Raw genomic sequence first — 19,196 nt, forward strand, 5'->3', positions numbered from 1 at the left:
CGGATGCGTTTTTCAGTAGGCTTATTTAAAGGTAGTTTACCGTCCAGTAACAACATTTCCGCCAACCAAAGCCTTATCATCCTGAGGCGTAAATTCGCCCTCAGACTTGGCAATGACGACAGCGGACAACCCGTTACCAGCGATGTTAACAGCAGCCCGGGCCATATCAACGATTCGGTCGATACCGGCGATGAAAGCTAGGCCAGAGGCAGGAACCCCAATCGTGGACATGGTGGCAAGCAACACAACGAAGCAGGCACCAGACACGCCGGCAGTCCCTTTAGAGGTCAGCATCAACACGAGCACCAGCGTGATCTGCTGGGTGATTGACAGGTTGATGTTGTACGCCTGAGCCAAGAACAGGGCGGCCAGAGATTCGTACAGCGCCGCGCCATCCAGGTTGAACGAGTAGCCAGTTGGGATGACCAGTGACACGATCGAACGGCTGGCACCATAGTCGGTGAGCTTTTCGATGAGTTTTGGCATCACGGCTTCTGAACTCGCCGTAGAGAAGGTCAAAATGATTTCGTTTTTAATATGGTTCAACAGGTGCAGCAAATTGATTTTGAAGATCCGGGCAGTGATGCCGAGCACCACCACGATGAAGAGGATGAACCCGAGGTAGCACAGCCCCACGAAATAGCCCAGCGGCAGCAGTGCTGAAATCCCCATTTGTGCAATGGTGGCGCCAATTAAGGCACAGACACCGATCGGCGCGAGCTTCATGATCCAGTTGGTGACCTTGAACATAACCTGCGACATGGCGTTCAGGAAGTCGATGATGATCTGGCCTTTTTCGCCCAGGCTCGCGGTCCCGAGGCCAAATAGGATACAGAATAGAATGATCGGCATCATGTCACCTGCACTCAATGACGCGAAGATGTTGGTTGGCACGATACTCATGATGGTTCCCCAAACCCCGCCATCCGAGTTATAGGTCTTGGCGCTCTTTAGGTAGGAACTGATGTCGCCGGCAGTCAGGGATTTGATGTCAACGAAGGTCCCAGGGTGGAAGACGTTGGCGATGATCAGTCCCAAAATAATCGCGATGGTCGTGATCACTTCAAAGTAGACCAATGTTTTGATACCGACCCGGCCGAGCTTTTTGATGTTACCCATGCTGGCAATACCCACCGTTAGACATGAGATGACGATTGGAATCATGATCATTTGAATGAGGTCGATGAACATGGTCCCGATGTTGTTCATGGCGGTGATGGCGGTGGTGTTCTTGTAGAAGACCATCCCGAGGCCGATCCCGAGAATCAGGCCGATCATGATCTGCCAACTCAGCGAGATTCTGAAGCGTTTTTTCTTTGTCTCCATAACGAATTATTCTCCTTAACGTGACTAGGCTTAATTAAAATTTGGTGATAGATTATTGCTAATTTAAATTTACTTTTATTAAACTAGTTGCTGTAGCTTAAAACAAGCTTAAGTTACCGGAGAATGCGATGGGGTGATAGCTGAATAATGCAGTCTAATGGTGATTAAAAAATGGTGTGGGTTGGGGGCTGGATATTATTTCATCCAAAAAATAATTGAGAAATTCAAGCAATCGTGATAGATAATAACTATCGAACATCGACAAGATAACGTCAAATTGTTGACGATAACAAAAAGAGCCGCTCTATAAAGAACGACCCGTAAAACGATGTCCAGATGCGTGGCTACTGTGCGGTATACCCGCCATCGACGCTCACGATGGCCCCAGTTACGAAGGATGCCTTGGCACTCGAGAGGAAGACGATAACGTTGGCGATTTCCTCCGGTTCAGCTAATCGGCCGATCGGCATCTTGCCAACCATCGCGTCCGTGGTGGCCTTAGGCAACGTCTTCAGCAATGGCGTGTTTACATAGCCGGGCGCAACCGCATTGAACCGGATATTTCGACTGGCGTAGGTGACCGCTTGCGATTTCGTGAAGTTGGCAACCCCGGCCTTGGCCGCCGAATAGGCCTGCGACTTCGGACCACCTACAACGCCGAGGATTGAGGACATGTTCACAACACTGCCGCCGGTGTCCTGCTTGGCCATCTGCTGGACCACGTACTTATTTGTGAAGACGACACCAGTCAGGTTAATATCGATCACTTTTTGCCAATTAGCTTCATCCAGGTCGGCGACGTCAGCCTTCTCCTCAGCAACGCCCGCGTTGGCAACCAGGGCGTCAATGTGGCCATACTTCGCCACAACTGTATCGACCATGTGCTTTAAAGAATCCGGATCAGTGACGTCGGTTTTGACGAAATCGATTTGGTCATCCTCTGGAGCGTTGATGTCAGCGGAAATGGCGAACGCACCCTCTGCGATAAAGGCCCAGGCGGTTGCCAGCCCGATGCCGGATGACCCGCCTGTAATGACGGCGACTTTACTTGTTAATGCACTCATGTGATCACTCCTTTGTTTGGTTGTTATTCATTTTTAGCTTAGCACTGAATTGTTGTGATTGTAAGCGCTTAATAAATCAGAGAGTGGAGGAAGGCGGTTTAGGGGCGGTGTGTAAGGGACTCTGGCCGAAAAGCCCGGGCCTGACTTTTTGGTCAGAGTCCCTTACACGTTAGCCCCGTGCCTTCCGGAACTCGTTTCCACTATGTTGCCTATAAAGATCATTAACTGAACACAAAGATGCCGTATCGAACAAAAAAATCCAGAACCATCATTAATTTCAGCAGGTCCCTGTTCAAGCACAACTAAAAGCGCTATCATTAAAATCGGAAAATTTAGTTTATTGAAAAAACCAACTGAGCACTTATTCTATTTTGGGGTTGATATGATGGATCATTCTCGAGAACAGCACCGGTCGCTATTAGACCGGTTGGGTATCCCGAACGCTTTGGCTTGGGGGTTCGTGGGTCTATTTCTCTTTGTCACGGGTGCCACGATCGAGCAGGGGTGGTTTTCGTCCCTTCTTGTCAGTACTGGCTTCAGCAGTTCAAGCGTGGGACTGATTTTCACAGTGTACGGGATTGCCGTCGCCTTTTTCGCCTGGCTAACGGGTGCCAGCGCGCAGATTTTCGGGATTCGCCGGCTCATGTGGCTGGGCGTGCTCCTGTACTTCGTCGGCAGCGTCCCACTGATCTGGTTAGCGTTGCCGCTGCACAGTTACTGGCTCATCATGCTGTGCTACACCATTAGAGGGGCGTCCTACCCGCTGTTTGCCTACTCCTTCATGGTCTGGCTGAACTTCCGGGCACCCAAGTCGTCCCTTGCGCGGTCGCTGTCCTGGTTCTGGATATCGTTTGGACTTGGCATGACGGTCTTTGCACCGTACTTTTCGGGCGCACTCATGGGACCTATCGGGAAAATCAATTTGTTCTATGTCGGGTATGTACTGGTTGCGCTGGGGGCGTTTTGTGCCCTCGTTTTAAACCATGATTCTGCAGTGATCGAACAACCAGAGACCAACGCACCGGTGGGGAAAATGCTGCTGGACAGTTTTTTGCTGATCTTTAAACGACCGCGGCTCGGCCTGGGCGTCATTGTCAAAGCTATCAACGATATTGGCAAATTCGGCTACGTCATCGTCATGCCGCTGTACCTGATCCACTTCGGGTACACCACGCAGGAATGGCTGTCCGTCTGGGCCATCGTGAACATGGTCGGCCTTGTGTTCAACTATATTTTTGGCTACATCGCGGACAAGGTTGGCTGGCGCAAAACGCTTGTATTATTCGGCGGCACACTCTGTTGCTTGGGAACCGTGGGCTTGTGGCTGGTCCCACAATTGTTAGGCCATAACTTACCGGCATTGTTCATCTCACTGTTGATTTACACGATGGGGCTGGGCGGGTTTGTGCCGTTGTCGGCTATCATTCCCAATTTAGTGCCTGCTGAAAACAAGGGCGCTGCAATCTCGGCGCTTAACTTGGGGTCCGGATTAAGTAACTTTCTTGGACCACTGATCGTCAGTTTGACCATTGCACCGTTTGGTCCTGCTGGGGCTTTGGTTGCGTTGGCTGTATTTCTTGGCTAGTCCGCTGTCTTATTTTTTGAAGATGGATGGGGAATGAAAAAAACACAGCGGAAATTCCGCTGCGTCTTTTAAATATTGGTGCGCCCGGCATGGGCGCCAACTAGACGGTGAAAGTCCGTTGCGGGCCGTAGTAGTCGGAACCGCAAGTCAATGACAAGGGTGTCCATCGTGAGGTGGAATCTGAAGGAAGTCGGCGACAAAGTACCGCATTGATGTACAAGAATCAGCCATAAGGCTGTGTTGGTCGGACGAGGTTGCCAAACAAACCAAAGTCCAATACTACTCGAGGCCATCGCAGTAAAGCTGGCAATGACATGGTACGAAAGTGGGCGTTCTTACCCGGGGAGGCCTGTATCGTACGTTCCCGACAAGAGGCGCGCTAAGCGCCACAGGAACAAACATCGCAGTGATGTGGTGCAGAACGATACAGGAGTCAGCCGAGGCCATAGTAGTGGTATCTGCCACGAAGGGCTGAACAATAATAGGTCATCATTGATATTGGAGGTGGAGACAGTGCAACAACCGCAGAATACAGAAAAAGCTGACCGCCGGCGGACAGTAGGACTGGAAGCCCAAGAACAAGTCGGGGTGCGTAGCACTGACTCTGGTGAAAATACGATGATGAACGGCACTAAGTTTCAAGAGTTAGTCTTAGACCGAAATAACCTGAACGAGGCTTATCTTCGCGTCTGCAGAAACAAAGGTGCAGCAGGACTAGACGGAATGACCGTTGACGAACTGTTGCCCTACTTGAGGAAACATAAACAGGAATTACTGCAAGCTTTACAAAACGAGACCTATCGGCCTCGTCCCGTTAAGCGGGTTGAAATTCCAAAACCTAATGGTGGTAAACGCAAGCTCGGAATACCAACTGTGATTGACCGACTTGTTCAACAAGCCATGGCGCAAGTCATGGTGCCAACATTTGAGCGTGTCTTCTCAGATAATAGTTTTGGGTTCCGACCGAATCGAAGTGCTAAAGATGCCATTGATAGAGTGGTTCAGTTCTACAATCAGGGCTATCACTATGTCGTGGATCTCGATTTAAAAGCATACTTCGATACGGTCAACCACGATCTGCTTATTAAATTTATTGAGCAGTATATTACGGATCCATGGATACTGCATCTCATTCGTCGCTTCCTAACCAGCGGTGTCATGAATGGTGGTCTATTTGAACGAAGTGATAAAGGCACCCCTCAAGGTGGCCCCTTATCGCCACTTTTGGCTAACATTTATCTCAACGAACTGGATAAGCTGTTAACTTCCAGAGGTCATAAGTTTGTCCGCTATGCGGACGATTGTAATATTTATGTCCGAAGCAAACGTGCTGGAAAACGGGTTCTGACTAATGTTACTCGCTTTCTTGAAGGCGACCTAAAGGTCACCGTCAATGAGGACAAGACATCAGTAAGTTCGCCTCTGCGGGCCAAGTTCCTGGGATTTTCCTTGGGGGTTGGTCGAGGAGGTGCGTATGCGCGACCTGCTTGGCAGGCCAAGCAACGCATCAAGTCTGCACTCAGGAAAATGACCAAGCGCAATCGGGGCGTTTCGTTAAACCTGGTGTTTAACGAGATTCATCAAAAGATGCGTGGGTGGTTACAGTACTATTCGGTCGGGAAAATGACCAATTTTATCCGTCACTTAGACGAATGGTTGCGAGCAAGGATTCGCCAGTATATTTGGAAACAGTGGAAGAAGCTCAAAACAAAGGTCAATCATCTTGTAAAACTGGGGCTTTCTGGCACCAGTGCTTATACAATGGCCAATACCCGTAAGGGTTATTGGCGAACTGCGCATAGCAAGACATTGACCTATACTCTGACAAACAAAAGACTGGAACGCCTTGGACTCATCAATATGAGCAAGACACTCCAGTCAATACAAAGTGCTTAAATTATTGAACCGCCGTATACGGAACCGTACGTACGGTGGTGTGAGAGGTCGGTAATTGAATTAATCAATTACCTCCTACTCGATTGATATGGTGAAGGCCAAGTTGGGTTATACTTTTTGACAAAATGCTCAGCTCTAGTAACACTATTTATTGGTAGTTTGAAAATGTCATAAATTATGAATTCAGCTTCGACCTCATTCGAAAGTGAACTAATGGTTTGTTCAAGCCCCAGTAAAAAAATATTGAGTTGATCAGAGTCGTTGGAAAGGAGCATGACACATAAGAAACAGGCAAAGAGATTATTTCTATTTTTGAAAATAGTTTCAGTATTTTGGATTACGATATCGTCATTAAGTATTTTTTTGATCTTCTGCAGCTTTAATTGTTGAGAGCACTGCATCTGACTTAACACAGAGTTATGTGCAAAAAAGTTTCTGAATTGTCTAAGACAAGTCATAGCATCTTTAAAAAGTTCGGTGTAATCCGCATCACTTACTTTTGAACTTTTAAGGGATAACATTTTCTTAGAAACCAATATCTCGTCCTCAAATTTTAGTGAATTAAACCAATAGTAAGTCTGCCCAAAGGATAATTCGTCAATTAAGATCCAAGGAGGGATGTGGTTATGATTCTTTCGGTAGTGTTTAATAGGCAACCCTTGTATTATTTTTGTATTACCATCTCGAACATCAATAAGTTGCTTCAATGTCTTTTTAACGATTCCTTTTTTACTGGAAGAATGAGGATAGTTAGTCTTAGTCAGATAGCCATCGATTCCGCTATTGACGCCAAATTGATCAGCGATATGATAGGAAAGAACTGTCTTAAAGTTTTTTTCAATCATTAATATTTGACTTAAAAATACCGATTTAATGCGATCTTCTATACTTCTTATTCGTACTAGTAGCTCAATTGATGTTTCTTCTTGGAAATGAATAGGGTGTTTTGAAACCAGAAGCTTATCTAAATTACCATTAATAAGATCATAATAAGAATATGTTTGTAAGGCATGCCTTGCATAATCGTCGTTTGTTATAATGAGTCCCCGTTCTTTAAGTAAAGATAGTTGTTCATCATAGGTTTTAAAGGGTTTATCAGGCTTAAAAATAGTCATTTTATTATCACCAAAGAAAAAGGCACTTCCTCATATAATTAAGAAAGTGTCTTTTTACTAGTCGCCTTACCGTCTCCAGTTAGCAACCATCTCATTTTCTCAATATTAATATATTGGCGATGCTTTCGTCAAGTATTAAATACTACGCACCGGATCGCCGATTTTTATCGACTTTTCTTTGATGGTGCGGGGGATGATAGTGTCTGTGTTAACGAATAGCTTTTGAAATTTACGAGTGGTTATTTCTTTAGAAGTGGATGCGAGTGCTGTCAGTTTATCTTAAGTATTGTTTCAGTAAACGTTGTCATATGACAAGCAAGAGTAAAAGATGAATGGATATCGTCCGGTTCTAACATACATTCACATAATCTAAAAGGCCTAATGATCCAAGTGTTGTCTAGATCAATATTTTTTCTCTGGGCTCGTTAATTTCACACCTGTCGCCATATGATATGCCATCCTGTGAACCAATATTAATGATTCATTCAGTGTCACTTAAAATACGAATTACGTTACTGGCCAATAAATATACCCGCTATTTAGTGTTGTTTAATCAGTGGTCAAATTTAAAAATCAAGAAGCTCCCTTTTGGTCTATGCCATTTATAACTCTATTATTACATATTCTGTCCAAAAATAACAGTGGTTAAACTTTATGGTAGAAAAGAGAAAACTCTGGTAGATTAGACTAAATATAGTGGTTTAAATGTTACCTATCCTCACGCTGGCCACGCCGTTTATTCCAAGCCCGCTTCCCATAGAACACCGCATAGCAAAGCGCAATAAACGGCACCATATAAAACAAGGCAGGCCGCTGCGTCGGGTCAAACACAATCAGGACGCACGACAACAGGCTCATAATAAAACGCTGCCCAGGGCACCACAGGATACCACGGCGTTTTGAATTTTAATTCGGAAACGGTGTGCCCATCTTTAAGCCACTGTTTGCGGAAATTGATCTCGGAGAGTGCGATGGCCATCCATACGATTACGACAGCTAAGCCGGAAATGGACACTAAAACGAGATAGACGGTTGAGGCTGCCACGACGGATGAGGCCAAGGCCAGGATGCCGCCAACCATGCTCAAGCACAGCGCTAACATCGGGATGCCATGGCTATTAGTTTTGGCGACTTTTAGCGGAATGGTGCCTTCATTTGCCAGTGACCACAACATCCGCGTCGACGCATACAAGCCGGAGTTCGCCGCTGATAGAATTGCGGTCAGCACCACAAAGTTCATCAGATCACCCGCAAAGGGCAGGCCAATGCTATTGAACACCAACACAAACGGGCTCTCGCTGACGCCAGCTTTCTGCCACGGAATCAGGGCCGCCATGACCGTGATGCTGCCGATAAAGAAGATAATGAGGCGCGCCAAGGTCGTGTGGATGGCACGCGGTAATGTCGTTTCCGGATTCTTGGTCTCACCCGCCGTCATGCCAATCAGTTCGGTGCCAGAGAAGGCAAAGTTGACGGTCAGCATGGTTGTAAACACCGCTTTGTAGCCGTTTGGGAACAGCCCGTCCTTGAACAGGTTGCTGAACATCGGCGCGTGCTGATAACCCTTCATGTGAATGACTCCAAACATCGCGCAAGCCCCCAGAATTATGAAAACGATAATGGCGATCACTTTAATACTGGAGAACCAAAATTCCGTATTGGCGAAAAATTTCACCGAAGCGGCGTTGGACACAAAGATGACGATCATAAATAGCGCGCTCCAGATCCAAGTGGGCGAGTGGGGAAACCATTTCGTCATAATGAGGCCAGCTGCCGTAAACTCCGATCCCAAGGCCACCGTCCAGGTCAGCCAGTAGAGGATCGCGACGGTAAACCCAGTCCCGTGACCAATATAGCGGTCGGCATAAACGTGGAACGACCCGGTTTCCGGCATGGCAACGGAGAGTTCGCCTAAACACAACATCACCAGATAAACAACGACAGCACCGATTCCGTATGCTAAAATAGTTCCGACGGGTCCTGCTTCATGAATCGTGTAACCGGAGCTCAGAAACAGCCCGGTCCCAATGACACCGCCCAGGGAAATCATAAATAAGTGCCGGGACGTCATTTTCCGTTCCAGCTTGGTATCCTTAATTTTCCAAAATTTTTTCCTCCGTTCAAGTTAAGAACAACTTGAATTAGAATATCATTAAAAAACAATGAATTGCAAGGGCTACATATATGAGGGGTATTTTAATATGAATAATGACTTACTAAAAAATTGGCTTGAGAAACAATCCAGCCTGGTGCTCGACGGCGCGATGGCCACAGAGCTCGAAAAACGCGGCGTGGACACCGACAACGAGTTGTGGTCTGCCATGGCGCTCGTGCACGACCCGCAGGCGATTACGGATGTGCATCGCAGTTACTTTGATGCGGGTGCCAATATCGCCATCACTGACAGTTACCAGGCCAACGTTCCGGCATTCTTAAAGGCCGGCTTAACTGCTGAACAAAGCGGAAAAATGATCTTTGATTCCGTCAAACTCGCGCAAAAGGCCCGCAATGATTATGCAGAAACGTTGGAAGACTCCGTGCGCCAAGCAACGCCGCTGTTGATCGCCGGTAGTATCGGCCCCTATGGTGCATACTTGGCTGACGGCAGCGAGTATACCGGGGACTACGAGTTAAGCGCAGACGAGTATAAGGGGTTTCACCGCGCGCGGATGCAACTGCTGGAAGAGGCCGGCATCGATCTGTTTGCCTTTGAAACGCAACCGAACTTTGAAGAAACAAAGGCGTTGGCTGACCTGTTGACCACTGAATTTACAGGGATTTCAGCCTGGCTGTCCTTCAGTGTCACGAATAAGGCTGAATTGTGCGATGGCACACCGTTGAAGGATGCAGTCGACTATTTTAACCAGTACCCAAACATTGTCGCAATTGGCGTCAATTGCACGGCCATGGACAACATTGAGGGGTTGGTAAAGGTCATCCACGATGCAACGGACAAACCAATCGTGGTGTACCCAAATAACGGCGACACCTATGACCCAAAGACAAAAACCTGGCAAACAAATCCCCACGCGGTGCCGTTCAGTGAACTAGTCCCAAAGTGGCAGGCGGCCGGTGCGTCATTGATTGGCGGCTGTTGCCGGACCACACCTGATGATATTCAGGAAGTGGCGGAGACAGTTAGAAAATAAATAGTGTGGTAATGATCCGTTACCCTTTGAAACGTTTTTCCAATACCAGGTGATAGTCCGTTGCATTCCGCAATTTGGCACGGAGCTGAAGTGCCTCGCGATGAAGCTAATTCGATTTCTGCTGCGCAGCTCTCGAATGGATCTTCATCGACTCGCACATCAGTAACCGGCTCAGGGACGGTCGCTAACTGATGTCGACACCACAGCACCGTGCCAAATTGCGCCATTCCACTGACATTGAGTTCAATTTTTGCCATTAGTTAAGCATCACAAGGGTGTTAAAACTGGTTTGCGGAGAATCCGCCCCTGACTGCTAGTAAGGCCATTGACAGCAATGCTTCAGACAAAGTGTTAGTCACTGGTAACGATTAATTAACCGATCTCATGACACCATTTATGAAAATATACCATCTATGCTGACTATTTAAGTATTGTAGTGTAGATGTTCGGCATTGCAGGCTCGGTGGTCGCTAACGGCTGTCTTTTAGCCGGTTACGAACAAGGGAGACGTAGGAGATCCTTGAATTTATGCCAAGACATTCAATAGCTACGGAGCGAACCCCACCTCAGTCTGCAGGGCCGAACGGCGGAACAAAGCGAACTAATAGCTCATTCTTAATCACTCAACATATGGAAGATTTCTTTCCAGAAAGTACTTCGGTTTTGGTGTAAAAAGCATCACACTCAAATAGGCACTCATTTCATCCTTAAAATCTTCAATCAAAAAACGCCACCTACCAGGATGGCGTTTTTACTATATGTGTCACTCATGATGCCGGCGATAAGCCTTAATTCGCCGCAAATGCCGCTGAATTCGATAATCAGAAACAACGTGCCAGAATGGATTGGGTCGGCATTGCTGTTTATTTTCTCTTTGTTGCCAGTAATCGATATCAGCATCGATCTGTTTTTTATTGAGCCAGGCGTAATCATGCTGTAAATAAGTCCGCACATTTTCGCGAGTATCCTTTGGCCAGTAGACGTGGTCGATGAACTGACTGCGCGTTGGCATCAGCACAATGGCTTCGTCACGCGCTTGCTGGTAGATCTGTGTGACGAATCCAACACCGTATGGGGGCAACACATCGTCTTTGGTTCCCATTGGTTTGGCAAAGATATATGGTGCCAGAGGGATGACAATAAGACCGTGCAACAGATGCCGTTGACCAGCAACGCGTCAATGTCTAAAGCGTGCTGGAGGTCACCAGAGAGCCGGTAAGCGATGGTTTGCCCATCCGTCCGTTCAATTTTGGCACACCACAGTTGTTCGGTCATTTTGCTGATCCCCCTTTTTGTCTAATGATAGCGCTACCATTAATTACTTTATGCTAGTCGTTAGGATAAAGCAAGCACCTTTTATAGGTGTTCTAAGTGGTCATTTTTGAGTTTAGAGGCTATTATTACTGTTTTTGATAACTATTTCAAGTCGAAAAAATAATTTATAGAATAAATTTAAGACCAGAAACACTGATTAATGGCTGTTCTGACCGACTAATGGTGACTGAACAATCTCGTAACCGCTTGCATTCGGATAAAAATTGCGTCACAATGAGTCCAATTAACAAAGCGTGACCATCACCGCGAAAAGAGGTCTAGGAAATGAATAAACAGCTAAAATTTAACCGTACCTTCTATAAAAATGTTCAGTTCTGGTTAGGCATTGTCGTACTCGTCATGGGGGCTGGCAGTCTCTTAAGTGAGGCCGTTTCGAGTATTTACTTCTGGTTGGACATTGCGATGATTCTTCTGGGCATCATCACAGTGATCGATGATATGATCCTGCATCGTCGACCCGTAAATGACTAGCGCTGGTTATAAAAACGACTGACTGGTTCCAATAAATTCAAAGGTGGCTTTTTCCTGATATAACAGGAAAAGTCACCTTTTTGTGACGACAATGCGTAATGAAAGCCAGATTATTCTTGTATTTATTGGTCAGTCACCGAATAAATTTGCTATACTGGAAAGCATACATTAATTGAGCGACAAAAAATTATGCACCCGGCAGCAGCGCTAGGGGACTACCGGCAAGCAATTGGAGTTAAGACTATGCAAGCAAAATATGAAATTGTGGAGGACGGCGTTAAGGAAAAGATCCTTGCCGGCACTTACGCAATCGGAGATAAGCTGCCCACCGAAACGGAATTAATGAATGACTACAACGTCAGCCGGTACACAGTTCGCCGGGCAATCGGAGATTTGGAAAATGAGGATTTTGTTTACCGGATTCAGGGTGGCGGCATGTATGTGAACGACTGGCAAACCGCACAAGCTAATAAAAACAATTCAAACCGGATGATTGGCGTGATTGCAACTCATATTGCCAATTATATTTTTCCCAGCATCATTAGCGGGGCGGACCAGATCATTTCTGATAATGGGTTTTCAATCCTGTTGGCGAATACGCATAACGACCCGAAACTCGAACGGCGCTCACTGACAACCATGTTGCAGAGCAACGTTGCTGGCTTGATTATTGAACCCACTCAAAGTACGATTCCAACGGCGAACCGCGATTTGTATGACAAGATTGCGGAGCTGGGACTGCCAGTGGTGTTCATTAACGCAACCTATGATTTGCCAGAATTGAACGCGCCATCGGTGACCACCAATGATGAGGGTGCCATGGCGAAATTGACGAATTATCTGATCGATCAAGGCCACGAGCGCATCCTAGGGGTGTTTCAGGTGGATGATGTGCAAGGGGTCAACCGGATGAACGGGTTTATCAAGGCCTACCAAGAGCACGCGGCGATCGCGTTGAAGTCTAATATCATCATGTATCAGTCAATGGACCCGATCAAACAGATTTTGGCGAAGATCGAACACGCGGTGAAATCCAATAGTCGTCCGACGGCCATTGTTTGCTATAATGACCAGCTGGCAATTCGCGTCATCGATATGGTCAAGTCGTTGAACTTACGCATTCCGGACGATATTTCAATCACGGGGTTTGATGACTATAACGTTGTCCGGTACATCGATCCAGCAATCACGACCATGAGTCATGAAAAAGAGCGGATGGGGCATGATGCAGCCCAACTATTGATGAATTTGATCAGTAAAAAGCCTACCAAATCGATTGTTTACGATCCGGAAATGGTTGTCCGCGATTCAGTTAAAAAAATCAATTAAAGTGTTCTCTTAAAGCGTCCCGAGGTCAAATAAAGACCCCGAGGCTTTTTTTGTGCCAAAAAATTTAAAGAACAAAGTATGGCTTGATGCCTAATCTCACAGCATTTAGAGGTACAGTCACAATTGCTAGTGTCCGTATAAATATAAAATACATTGATTTATTAGTATAAATATAATAAAATTCAAGTTGTAAGCGATTAATGTATTAATAAATTTAACCCACGAGCTGTTATCTGGAGGAATCAGACATGGAAACAAGCCAGATTAAAGAAAAAATTTTAAACGGACAACTTTCGCTGGGGATTGAACTGGGGTCGACCCGTGTCAAGGCTGTGCTAGTCGCAGACGATTTCACGACGGTCGCGTCCGGGGACTATACCTGGGAAAACGAACTAGTGAACAACATTTGGACCTACTCAGTTGATCACATCTGGGAAGGCATCCATACCAGTTATGCGCAAATGGCCAAGGAAGTTCGCGAGACGTACAGTGTGTCTTTGACGAAGATCGGATCGATTGGCGTGAGTGCAATGATGCATGGGTACATGCCATTCGATAAGGAAGGCAATCTGTTAGTGCCTTTCCGGACTTGGCGAAACAATATTACCGAGCAGGCAGCGGATGAGCTGACGGAACTGTTTGATTTTAACATTCCACAACGATGGAGCGTTGCGCACCTTTATCAAGCAATTCTTAACCAGGAAGATCATGTGAAAGACATTGATTTCATCACGACCCTTGCTGGGTACGTGCACTGGCAATTATCCGGCGAAAAAGTGCTGGGTATTGGCGATGCGTCTGGGGTCTTTCCAATTGATGACGACACCCAAGATTACTCAGAAAAAATGATTGACCAATTCAATCAACAACGCGGTGTTCGCCAGTATCTTTGGAATTTGAAAGCCATTTTACCTGAAATCAAATTAGCGGGTGAAACGGCTGGAACGCTCAGCACTGCCGGTGCTCAGTTATTGGATCCGTCTGGTGAACTGCAGGCCGGTTCGCTGATGGCACCACCTGAGGGTGATGCTGGGACTGGGATGGTGTCGACCAACGCGGTTCGGAAACGCACCGGGAATATTTCCGCTGGGACATCCGCCTTTTCGATGGTGGTCTTGGACCAACCAATGGCCAACGTTCACCGCGATATCGATATGGTGACCACACCAGATGGCGCACCCGTTGCCATGGTGCACACCAACAACTGTTCATCAGACATCAACGCCTGGGTCGGTTTGTTTGGTGAATTTGCCAAGGAAATCGGTGTTGATCTCCAGCCAAATGATTTGTACGGTGCGCTGTTTGACAGTACGACTCGTGCGGATGACAATGCCGGTGACCTGCTCAGTTACGCCTACCTGTCAGGTGAAAACATCACTAAGATGCCTGAAGGCCGGCCAATGTTTGTCCGGACACCGAATAGCAAGTTCAACCTACCGAATTTCATGAAGACACATCTGTACTCTGCTTTCGCACCGTTAAAGATCGGCAACGATATTTTGGCGAATGAAGAGCACATTAAAGCAGACGTGTTTATTGCCCAGGGTGGGCTGTTTAAGACCCCTAAGATCGGTCAACAGGTGTTGGCTGATGCGTTGGATACACCAATCACCGTCATGAGCAATGCCGGTGAAGGTGGCCCATGGGGCATGGCCGTTCTTGGGTTATACACGCTAGCCAAGGCAACTGAGCCGGGCGTTGAAGACCTGGCAGATTTCTTGGATCACAAAGTCTTTGCTGACCCAGAGGCCACCACGGTCAACCCTGATCCGGCTGGTGTTAGTGGATGCAACGCGTTCATCGAAGCCTATAAGAAAGGCTTGAACGTTGAATTAGCAGCCACCCAATCAATTGATCTTTAATAAAGGAGTCCATTAAGAAATGCTAGAAGCCTTAAAACAAGAAGTTTATGAAGCAAACATGCAGTTGCCGGAACTCGGCCTCGTGACCTTTACCTGGGGGAACGTTTCAGGTATCGACCGCGAAAAAGGATTGTTTGTCATCAAGCCATCAGGCGTGGACTATGACGATTTAAAGCCTGAAGACCTGGTCGTCGTCAATTTAAAAGGGGAAGTGGTTGAAGGTGAAATGAACCCGTCTTCCGATACCCCAACTCATACGTACCTGTACAATCATTTTCCAAATATCGGCGGGATCGTTCACACCCACTCTCCATGGGCCGTTTCCTTTGCGGCTGCTAAGATGGACATCCCGGCCATGAACACCACGCATGCGGACACATTCTTTGGGGATGTGCCGGCTGCGGATGCATTGACGCAAGAAGAAATCGAAGCCGACTATGAAGGCAACACGGGTAAGACCATTGTGAAGACCTTTAACGAACGCGGTCTAGATTACGAAGCTGTGCCAGCAGCCCTCGTGAGCCAACATGGGCCCTTCGCATGGGGGCCGACACCAGCCAAGGCCGTTTATAATTCCAAGGTCCTTGAAGTGGTCGCAGAAGAAGACTTCCACACCATGGAACTGACGCATCAAAGTTCTGAACTGCCGCAATACCTGTTAGATAAGCACTACTACCGTAAGCACGGTGCTAATGCCTACTACGGTCAAAACAATGCACATTCAAAGGACCACGCAGCACGGTCTTAATTTAAAAACTAACCTTAAAAGGAGAATAAAATCATGATCGAAACACCAGACTACAAATTTTGGTTCGTTACCGGGAGCCAATTCTTATACGGGGACGAACAATTAAAGTCCGTTGAAAATGACGCTAAGGACATTGTTGCGAAGCTTAATGCTTCAGGCAACCTGCCTTACCCAATTGAATTTAAGTTGACAGCAACCACTGCTGACAACATCACGAAACTGATGAAGGATGCCAACCATGATGATTCCGTTGCCGGTGTCATTACCTGGATGCACACCTTTAGCCCAGCTAAGATGTGGATCCGCGGCACGCAATTGTTGCAAAAGCCGCTGTTGCATCTCGCAACCCAATATTTGAACTACATTCCTTACGACAGCATCGACATGGACTACATGAACCTGAACCAGTCCGCTCATGGTGACCGCGAATACGGCTTCATCAATGCGCGTCTCCGGTTAAACAACAAGGTCGTTTACGGCTACTGGGGTGACGAAGAGACCCAGCAAGAGATTGCTGATTGGCAAGACGTTGCCGTGGCTTACAACGAATCCTTCAAGATCAAGGTTGTTTTATTTGGCGACAAGATGCGCAACGTTGCTGTGACTGATGGCGACAAGATCGAAGCCCAGATTCAAACTTGGCTGGACTGCTGACTACTATGCCGTTGGCGATCTCGTTGAAGAAATGAACAAGGTGACGGATGCTGATATCGACGAAAAGTATGCTGAATTAGCGAAGACTTACACCATGAACCCAAGTGCCGGCGGTAACGACGAAGCCTTCTTTGAAGACCACGTGAAGTACCAAATTCGCGAATACTTTGGGTTGAAGCGGTTCATGGATGCGCACGGGTACACCGCCTTCTCAGATAACTTTGAAGACCTGTACGGTATGAAAGAATTACCTGGTCTGGCAACACAATTGTTGATGGCTGAAGGCTATGGTTTCGCAGGTGAAGGGGACTGGAAGACCGCCGCTTTGGATCGTTTGATGAAGATCATCAGCCATAACAAGCGGACAGCCTTCATGGAAGACTACACCCTTGATCTGCGGAAGGGCCACGAAGCCATTCTCGGTTCACACATGCTCGAAGTCGATCCAACACTTGCTTCTGACAAGCCAAAGATCGAAGTACACCCATTGGACATCGGTGGCAAGGAAGACCCTGCTCGGTTGGTCTTCACCGGTGACGAAGGCGACGCCATTGACGTGACCTTAGCTGATTTCGGTGACGAATATCGGATGATCATGTACGAAGTCACTGCAAATAAGGCTGACGAAACACCAAAGCTGCCTGTTGCTAAGCAATTATGGACGCCTAAAGCAGGCCTCAAGGAAGGCGCTACTCAATGGATCCAAAACGGTGGCGGCCACCACACGGTTTTCTCATTTGGCGTTACTGCCCAACAAGTAGAAGACTTTGCTAACATGGTTAACTTGCACTTGATCAACATCAAGTAATCGAAGTTTTACCCCTCAATCTGATATAAAAAGCCCAAGAACGCCCAACTCTTGGGCTTTTTATTTGATATTGAAACTATTGCTAACCAAAAATACAGCGTTCAGGTTCTTGTCATTACAAGAATCTGAACGCTGTTTTGTCGTTTCATTGTTAATAAATTGTCTTTGCAAAGTCAATCAGCCGATTTAGAACGGTATTACTAATTTTGCCGACGACTTCACCATGTCTGCCCACAAAATCATAATTTGGCACTTGAAATAAGATGATTGAGCCCTTGATGCCACTATCAAAATCGGCTATCGGGGCATACATACGCCTATTTTCAACTTGTTTGGATGTTATCGGCATACAGACAACCATGCCTGTTTGTTGGTTATAGCCATCATTTGAGATAACGACCATCGGCTGCTTAATGTTACCTGCCGCCGGATCGTGTCCGCCTTCCTCGTGGCCGATATGGGGTTCAGCGTCAATGTAAATGAGGTCACCTTGTTTTGGACTCACTCAGGTTTCTCCTTCCCAATGGGTGATTCCAGACCGTAATTGCCGACTCGGTCTAGTTCGGAACGAAAATCGATATCCGAGTAAGTGCCATCAAGCCATGGATTATCTTTGGCAGCTCGATATTCTAAAGTATCATCATCTTTGGAAACGAGAATAAACTTTTTTCCTTCAGGAACACCAGCACTTTTCGGGACTGTTAGTGTCAATGAATTACCGGTTCGTCGTGTAGCAAATTCACCAAGAATTTTTTCAGTTGATTTAGTTGCCAAGTTAGCCACCTCTTTCTGTAATTACAAGTATATACAAAAATTTTAAAAAAGCGAGTCTTTTGATTTGAATCATTAACTATAAAACAACTTCATTTCAATGTCTTGATTATAGTTCCCAAAGCCACGACCAAAGATCGTACAACCACCGTTATTCTTGGCGTTTTTCTTGATACCAAGCCGAACAGCAAACGTGTCGCGGCTTGTATCGATATCTTCGAGTTTGACGTCAGTAAACGGCTGGCCATCTAGAAAACTGCCGTCGTGGGTCAGGCGCAGCGTTTTAAGGATGCCATACTGGTTCACGTTGTCTGGTACCCATTCAGGCGTGTACTTACCACGGGTGTCTGAGAAGTCGCCTGGTGCGGTCCATGTGCCGATCTCGGTACCGTTAATGTAGAAGGTGATGTCTGAGGGCCAAACGTTGTTAGAGAAGGGAAATTCTGAGCCTAGCTCCATTGCAAGGTCGAGCATCTCAACGTTGTTTTTGGCAGTTAAATAATTTGGGAATTGGTATTCCACAAAGCCGTTGCACCACCAGATCATGCCTGCCGAGATGCGATCAGGGTCCATAAAATAGGCGGCGTTATCGACCTTGCCGATATAGTCCGTTTTACCAGCGAGGCCACACGAAGGCTTGACCGAAAAGTTCGTAAAGTGGCCAACGGGGACCTCGGTTTTGTAAGAGTCAAATTCCGGGTAAATGGTCTGAGGAAAATGCACGTTGATGTTATCAACAGTCAAACGCGATACCTTATTGTGGCCGATACGTTCAAATTTGATAATACCTGCATCCGCGAGTTTGTTGAGATGTTGTAACACAATGGTGCCGCTCAGTCCCAACTCGCTGGAAAGGTCATGCACGCTCATCTTACGTGCTGAGAGTTTTTGAATGATGCGCAGTCGAACTGGACTAGCAAGTGCTTTATAGACGGGAAGAGAGCTTAATGTGATATCCGCTTCCATGGGAATGCCTCCAATAATAAGGTTGATTGTTAATTAAGTAACAATAATTATATTGAGATTGAATCGTAATTTAACTGGACAAGTTCATTTTACCAATGCTTTTATTGTTTTAAAACT

Annotated in this window: 15 protein-coding genes and 3 pseudogenes; 8 read left to right on the top strand and 10 right to left on the bottom strand. The window is 46.6% G+C overall.

Going from position 1 to position 19,196, the window contains the following annotated elements:
- Positions 1-36: 36 nt before the first annotated feature.
- Positions 37-1,326, bottom strand: coding sequence for a cation:dicarboxylate symporter family transporter (locus AYR61_RS06990; RefSeq protein ID WP_065902319.1), 1,290 nt, complete (start codon positions 1,324-1,326; stop codon positions 37-39).
- 344 nt (positions 1,327-1,670) lie between these two features.
- A complete protein-coding gene (locus tag AYR61_RS06995; RefSeq protein WP_065902321.1) occupies positions 1,671-2,390 on the bottom strand; it encodes an SDR family NAD(P)-dependent oxidoreductase in 720 nt (239 codons plus the stop codon).
- A gap of 340 nt (positions 2,391-2,730) precedes the next feature.
- Between AYR61_RS06995 and AYR61_RS07000 the strand changes: the two genes are divergently transcribed.
- Both AYR61_RS07000 and ltrA read left to right on the top strand, forming a co-directional pair.
- A complete protein-coding gene (locus tag AYR61_RS07000) occupies positions 2,731-3,975 on the top strand; it encodes an MFS transporter (RefSeq protein WP_225356461.1) in 1,245 nt (414 codons plus the stop codon).
- A gap of 513 nt (positions 3,976-4,488) precedes the next feature.
- Positions 4,489-5,871: a group II intron reverse transcriptase/maturase gene (gene ltrA, locus AYR61_RS07005; protein WP_065902193.1), complete on the top strand. Its 1,383-nt coding sequence runs from the start codon at positions 4,489-4,491 to the stop codon at positions 5,869-5,871.
- Between the two features lie 68 nt (positions 5,872-5,939).
- On the opposite strand, the gene AYR61_RS07010 is transcribed toward ltrA, so the two are convergent.
- Together AYR61_RS07010 and AYR61_RS07015 are read right to left on the bottom strand one after the other, a co-directional pair.
- Positions 5,940-6,986 (bottom strand): Abi family protein, encoded by a 1,047-nt coding sequence (locus AYR61_RS07010; RefSeq protein ID WP_065902323.1) that lies wholly within the window; start codon positions 6,984-6,986, stop codon positions 5,940-5,942.
- A 708-nt stretch (positions 6,987-7,694) separates the two neighbouring features.
- Positions 7,695-9,057, bottom strand: a pseudogene (locus tag AYR61_RS07015) (amino acid permease).
- A gap of 130 nt (positions 9,058-9,187) precedes the next feature.
- On the opposite strand from AYR61_RS07015, the gene mmuM reads away from it, so the two are divergent.
- Positions 9,188-10,135, top strand: coding sequence for a homocysteine S-methyltransferase (gene mmuM, locus AYR61_RS07020; RefSeq protein ID WP_065902325.1), 948 nt, complete (start codon positions 9,188-9,190; stop codon positions 10,133-10,135).
- Here the strand turns inward: mmuM and AYR61_RS15355 are convergent.
- The 3 genes and pseudogenes from AYR61_RS15355 to AYR61_RS15925 form a co-directional block, all read right to left on the bottom strand.
- On the bottom strand, positions 10,105-10,392 hold the full coding sequence (locus AYR61_RS15355) for a hypothetical protein (protein WP_156773222.1): 288 nt from the start codon (positions 10,390-10,392) through the stop codon (positions 10,105-10,107). The genes mmuM and AYR61_RS15355 overlap by 31 nt on opposite strands.
- A 506-nt stretch (positions 10,393-10,898) precedes the next feature.
- On the bottom strand, positions 10,899-11,288 hold the full coding sequence (locus tag AYR61_RS07025; protein WP_065902327.1) for a DUF7679 family protein: 390 nt from the start codon (positions 11,286-11,288) through the stop codon (positions 10,899-10,901).
- 35 nt (positions 11,289-11,323) lie between these two features.
- A pseudogene (locus tag AYR61_RS15925) lies at positions 11,324-11,410 on the bottom strand (DUF7679 family protein); the annotation flags it as partial.
- 324 nt (positions 11,411-11,734) lie between these two features.
- Between AYR61_RS15925 and AYR61_RS07030 the strand changes: the two are divergent.
- The 5 genes and pseudogenes from AYR61_RS07030 to araA all read left to right on the top strand — a co-directional run bounded on the left by AYR61_RS07030 (position 11,735) and on the right by araA (position 17,342).
- Complete coding sequence (locus AYR61_RS07030) at positions 11,735-11,941, top strand: hypothetical protein (RefSeq protein WP_056987708.1); 207 nt, start codon at positions 11,735-11,737, stop codon at positions 11,939-11,941.
- Between the two features lie 243 nt (positions 11,942-12,184).
- Entirely contained in the window at positions 12,185-13,270 is a 1,086-nt protein-coding gene (locus AYR61_RS07035) for a GntR family transcriptional regulator (protein WP_065902329.1), read from the top strand.
- A gap of 248 nt (positions 13,271-13,518) precedes the next feature.
- On the top strand, positions 13,519-15,132 hold the full coding sequence (locus AYR61_RS07040; RefSeq protein ID WP_065902331.1) for a xylulokinase: 1,614 nt from the start codon (positions 13,519-13,521) through the stop codon (positions 15,130-15,132).
- A gap of 19 nt (positions 15,133-15,151) precedes the next feature.
- Positions 15,152-15,880, top strand: a complete 729-nt coding sequence (locus AYR61_RS07045; protein ID WP_065902333.1) for an L-ribulose-5-phosphate 4-epimerase — start codon at positions 15,152-15,154, stop codon at positions 15,878-15,880.
- A gap of 33 nt (positions 15,881-15,913) precedes the next feature.
- A pseudogene (gene araA / locus AYR61_RS07050) lies at positions 15,914-17,342 on the top strand (L-arabinose isomerase).
- Between the two features lie 151 nt (positions 17,343-17,493).
- Here the strand turns inward: araA and AYR61_RS07055 are convergent.
- The 3 genes from AYR61_RS07055 to AYR61_RS07065 form a co-directional block, all read right to left on the bottom strand.
- Positions 17,494-17,847, bottom strand: a complete 354-nt coding sequence (locus AYR61_RS07055; RefSeq protein WP_056987711.1) for a type II toxin-antitoxin system PemK/MazF family toxin — start codon at positions 17,845-17,847, stop codon at positions 17,494-17,496.
- Positions 17,844-18,116 carry a hypothetical protein gene (locus AYR61_RS07060; RefSeq protein ID WP_054711276.1) on the bottom strand — a complete coding sequence of 91 codons (273 nt, stop codon included), beginning with the start codon at positions 18,114-18,116 and terminating at the stop codon, positions 17,844-17,846. Before AYR61_RS07060 ends, AYR61_RS07055 begins: the two co-directional genes overlap by 4 nt.
- Positions 18,117-18,188: 72 nt before the next feature.
- Positions 18,189-19,079, bottom strand: a complete 891-nt coding sequence (locus AYR61_RS07065) for an ArsR/SmtB family transcription factor (RefSeq protein ID WP_065902335.1) — start codon at positions 19,077-19,079, stop codon at positions 18,189-18,191.
- Between the last annotated feature and the right edge of the window lie 117 nt (positions 19,080-19,196).

The organism is Secundilactobacillus paracollinoides (assembly GCF_001702155.1).
In the GTDB taxonomy this organism is placed as follows: Bacteria; Bacillota; Bacilli; order Lactobacillales; family Lactobacillaceae; genus Secundilactobacillus; species Secundilactobacillus paracollinoides.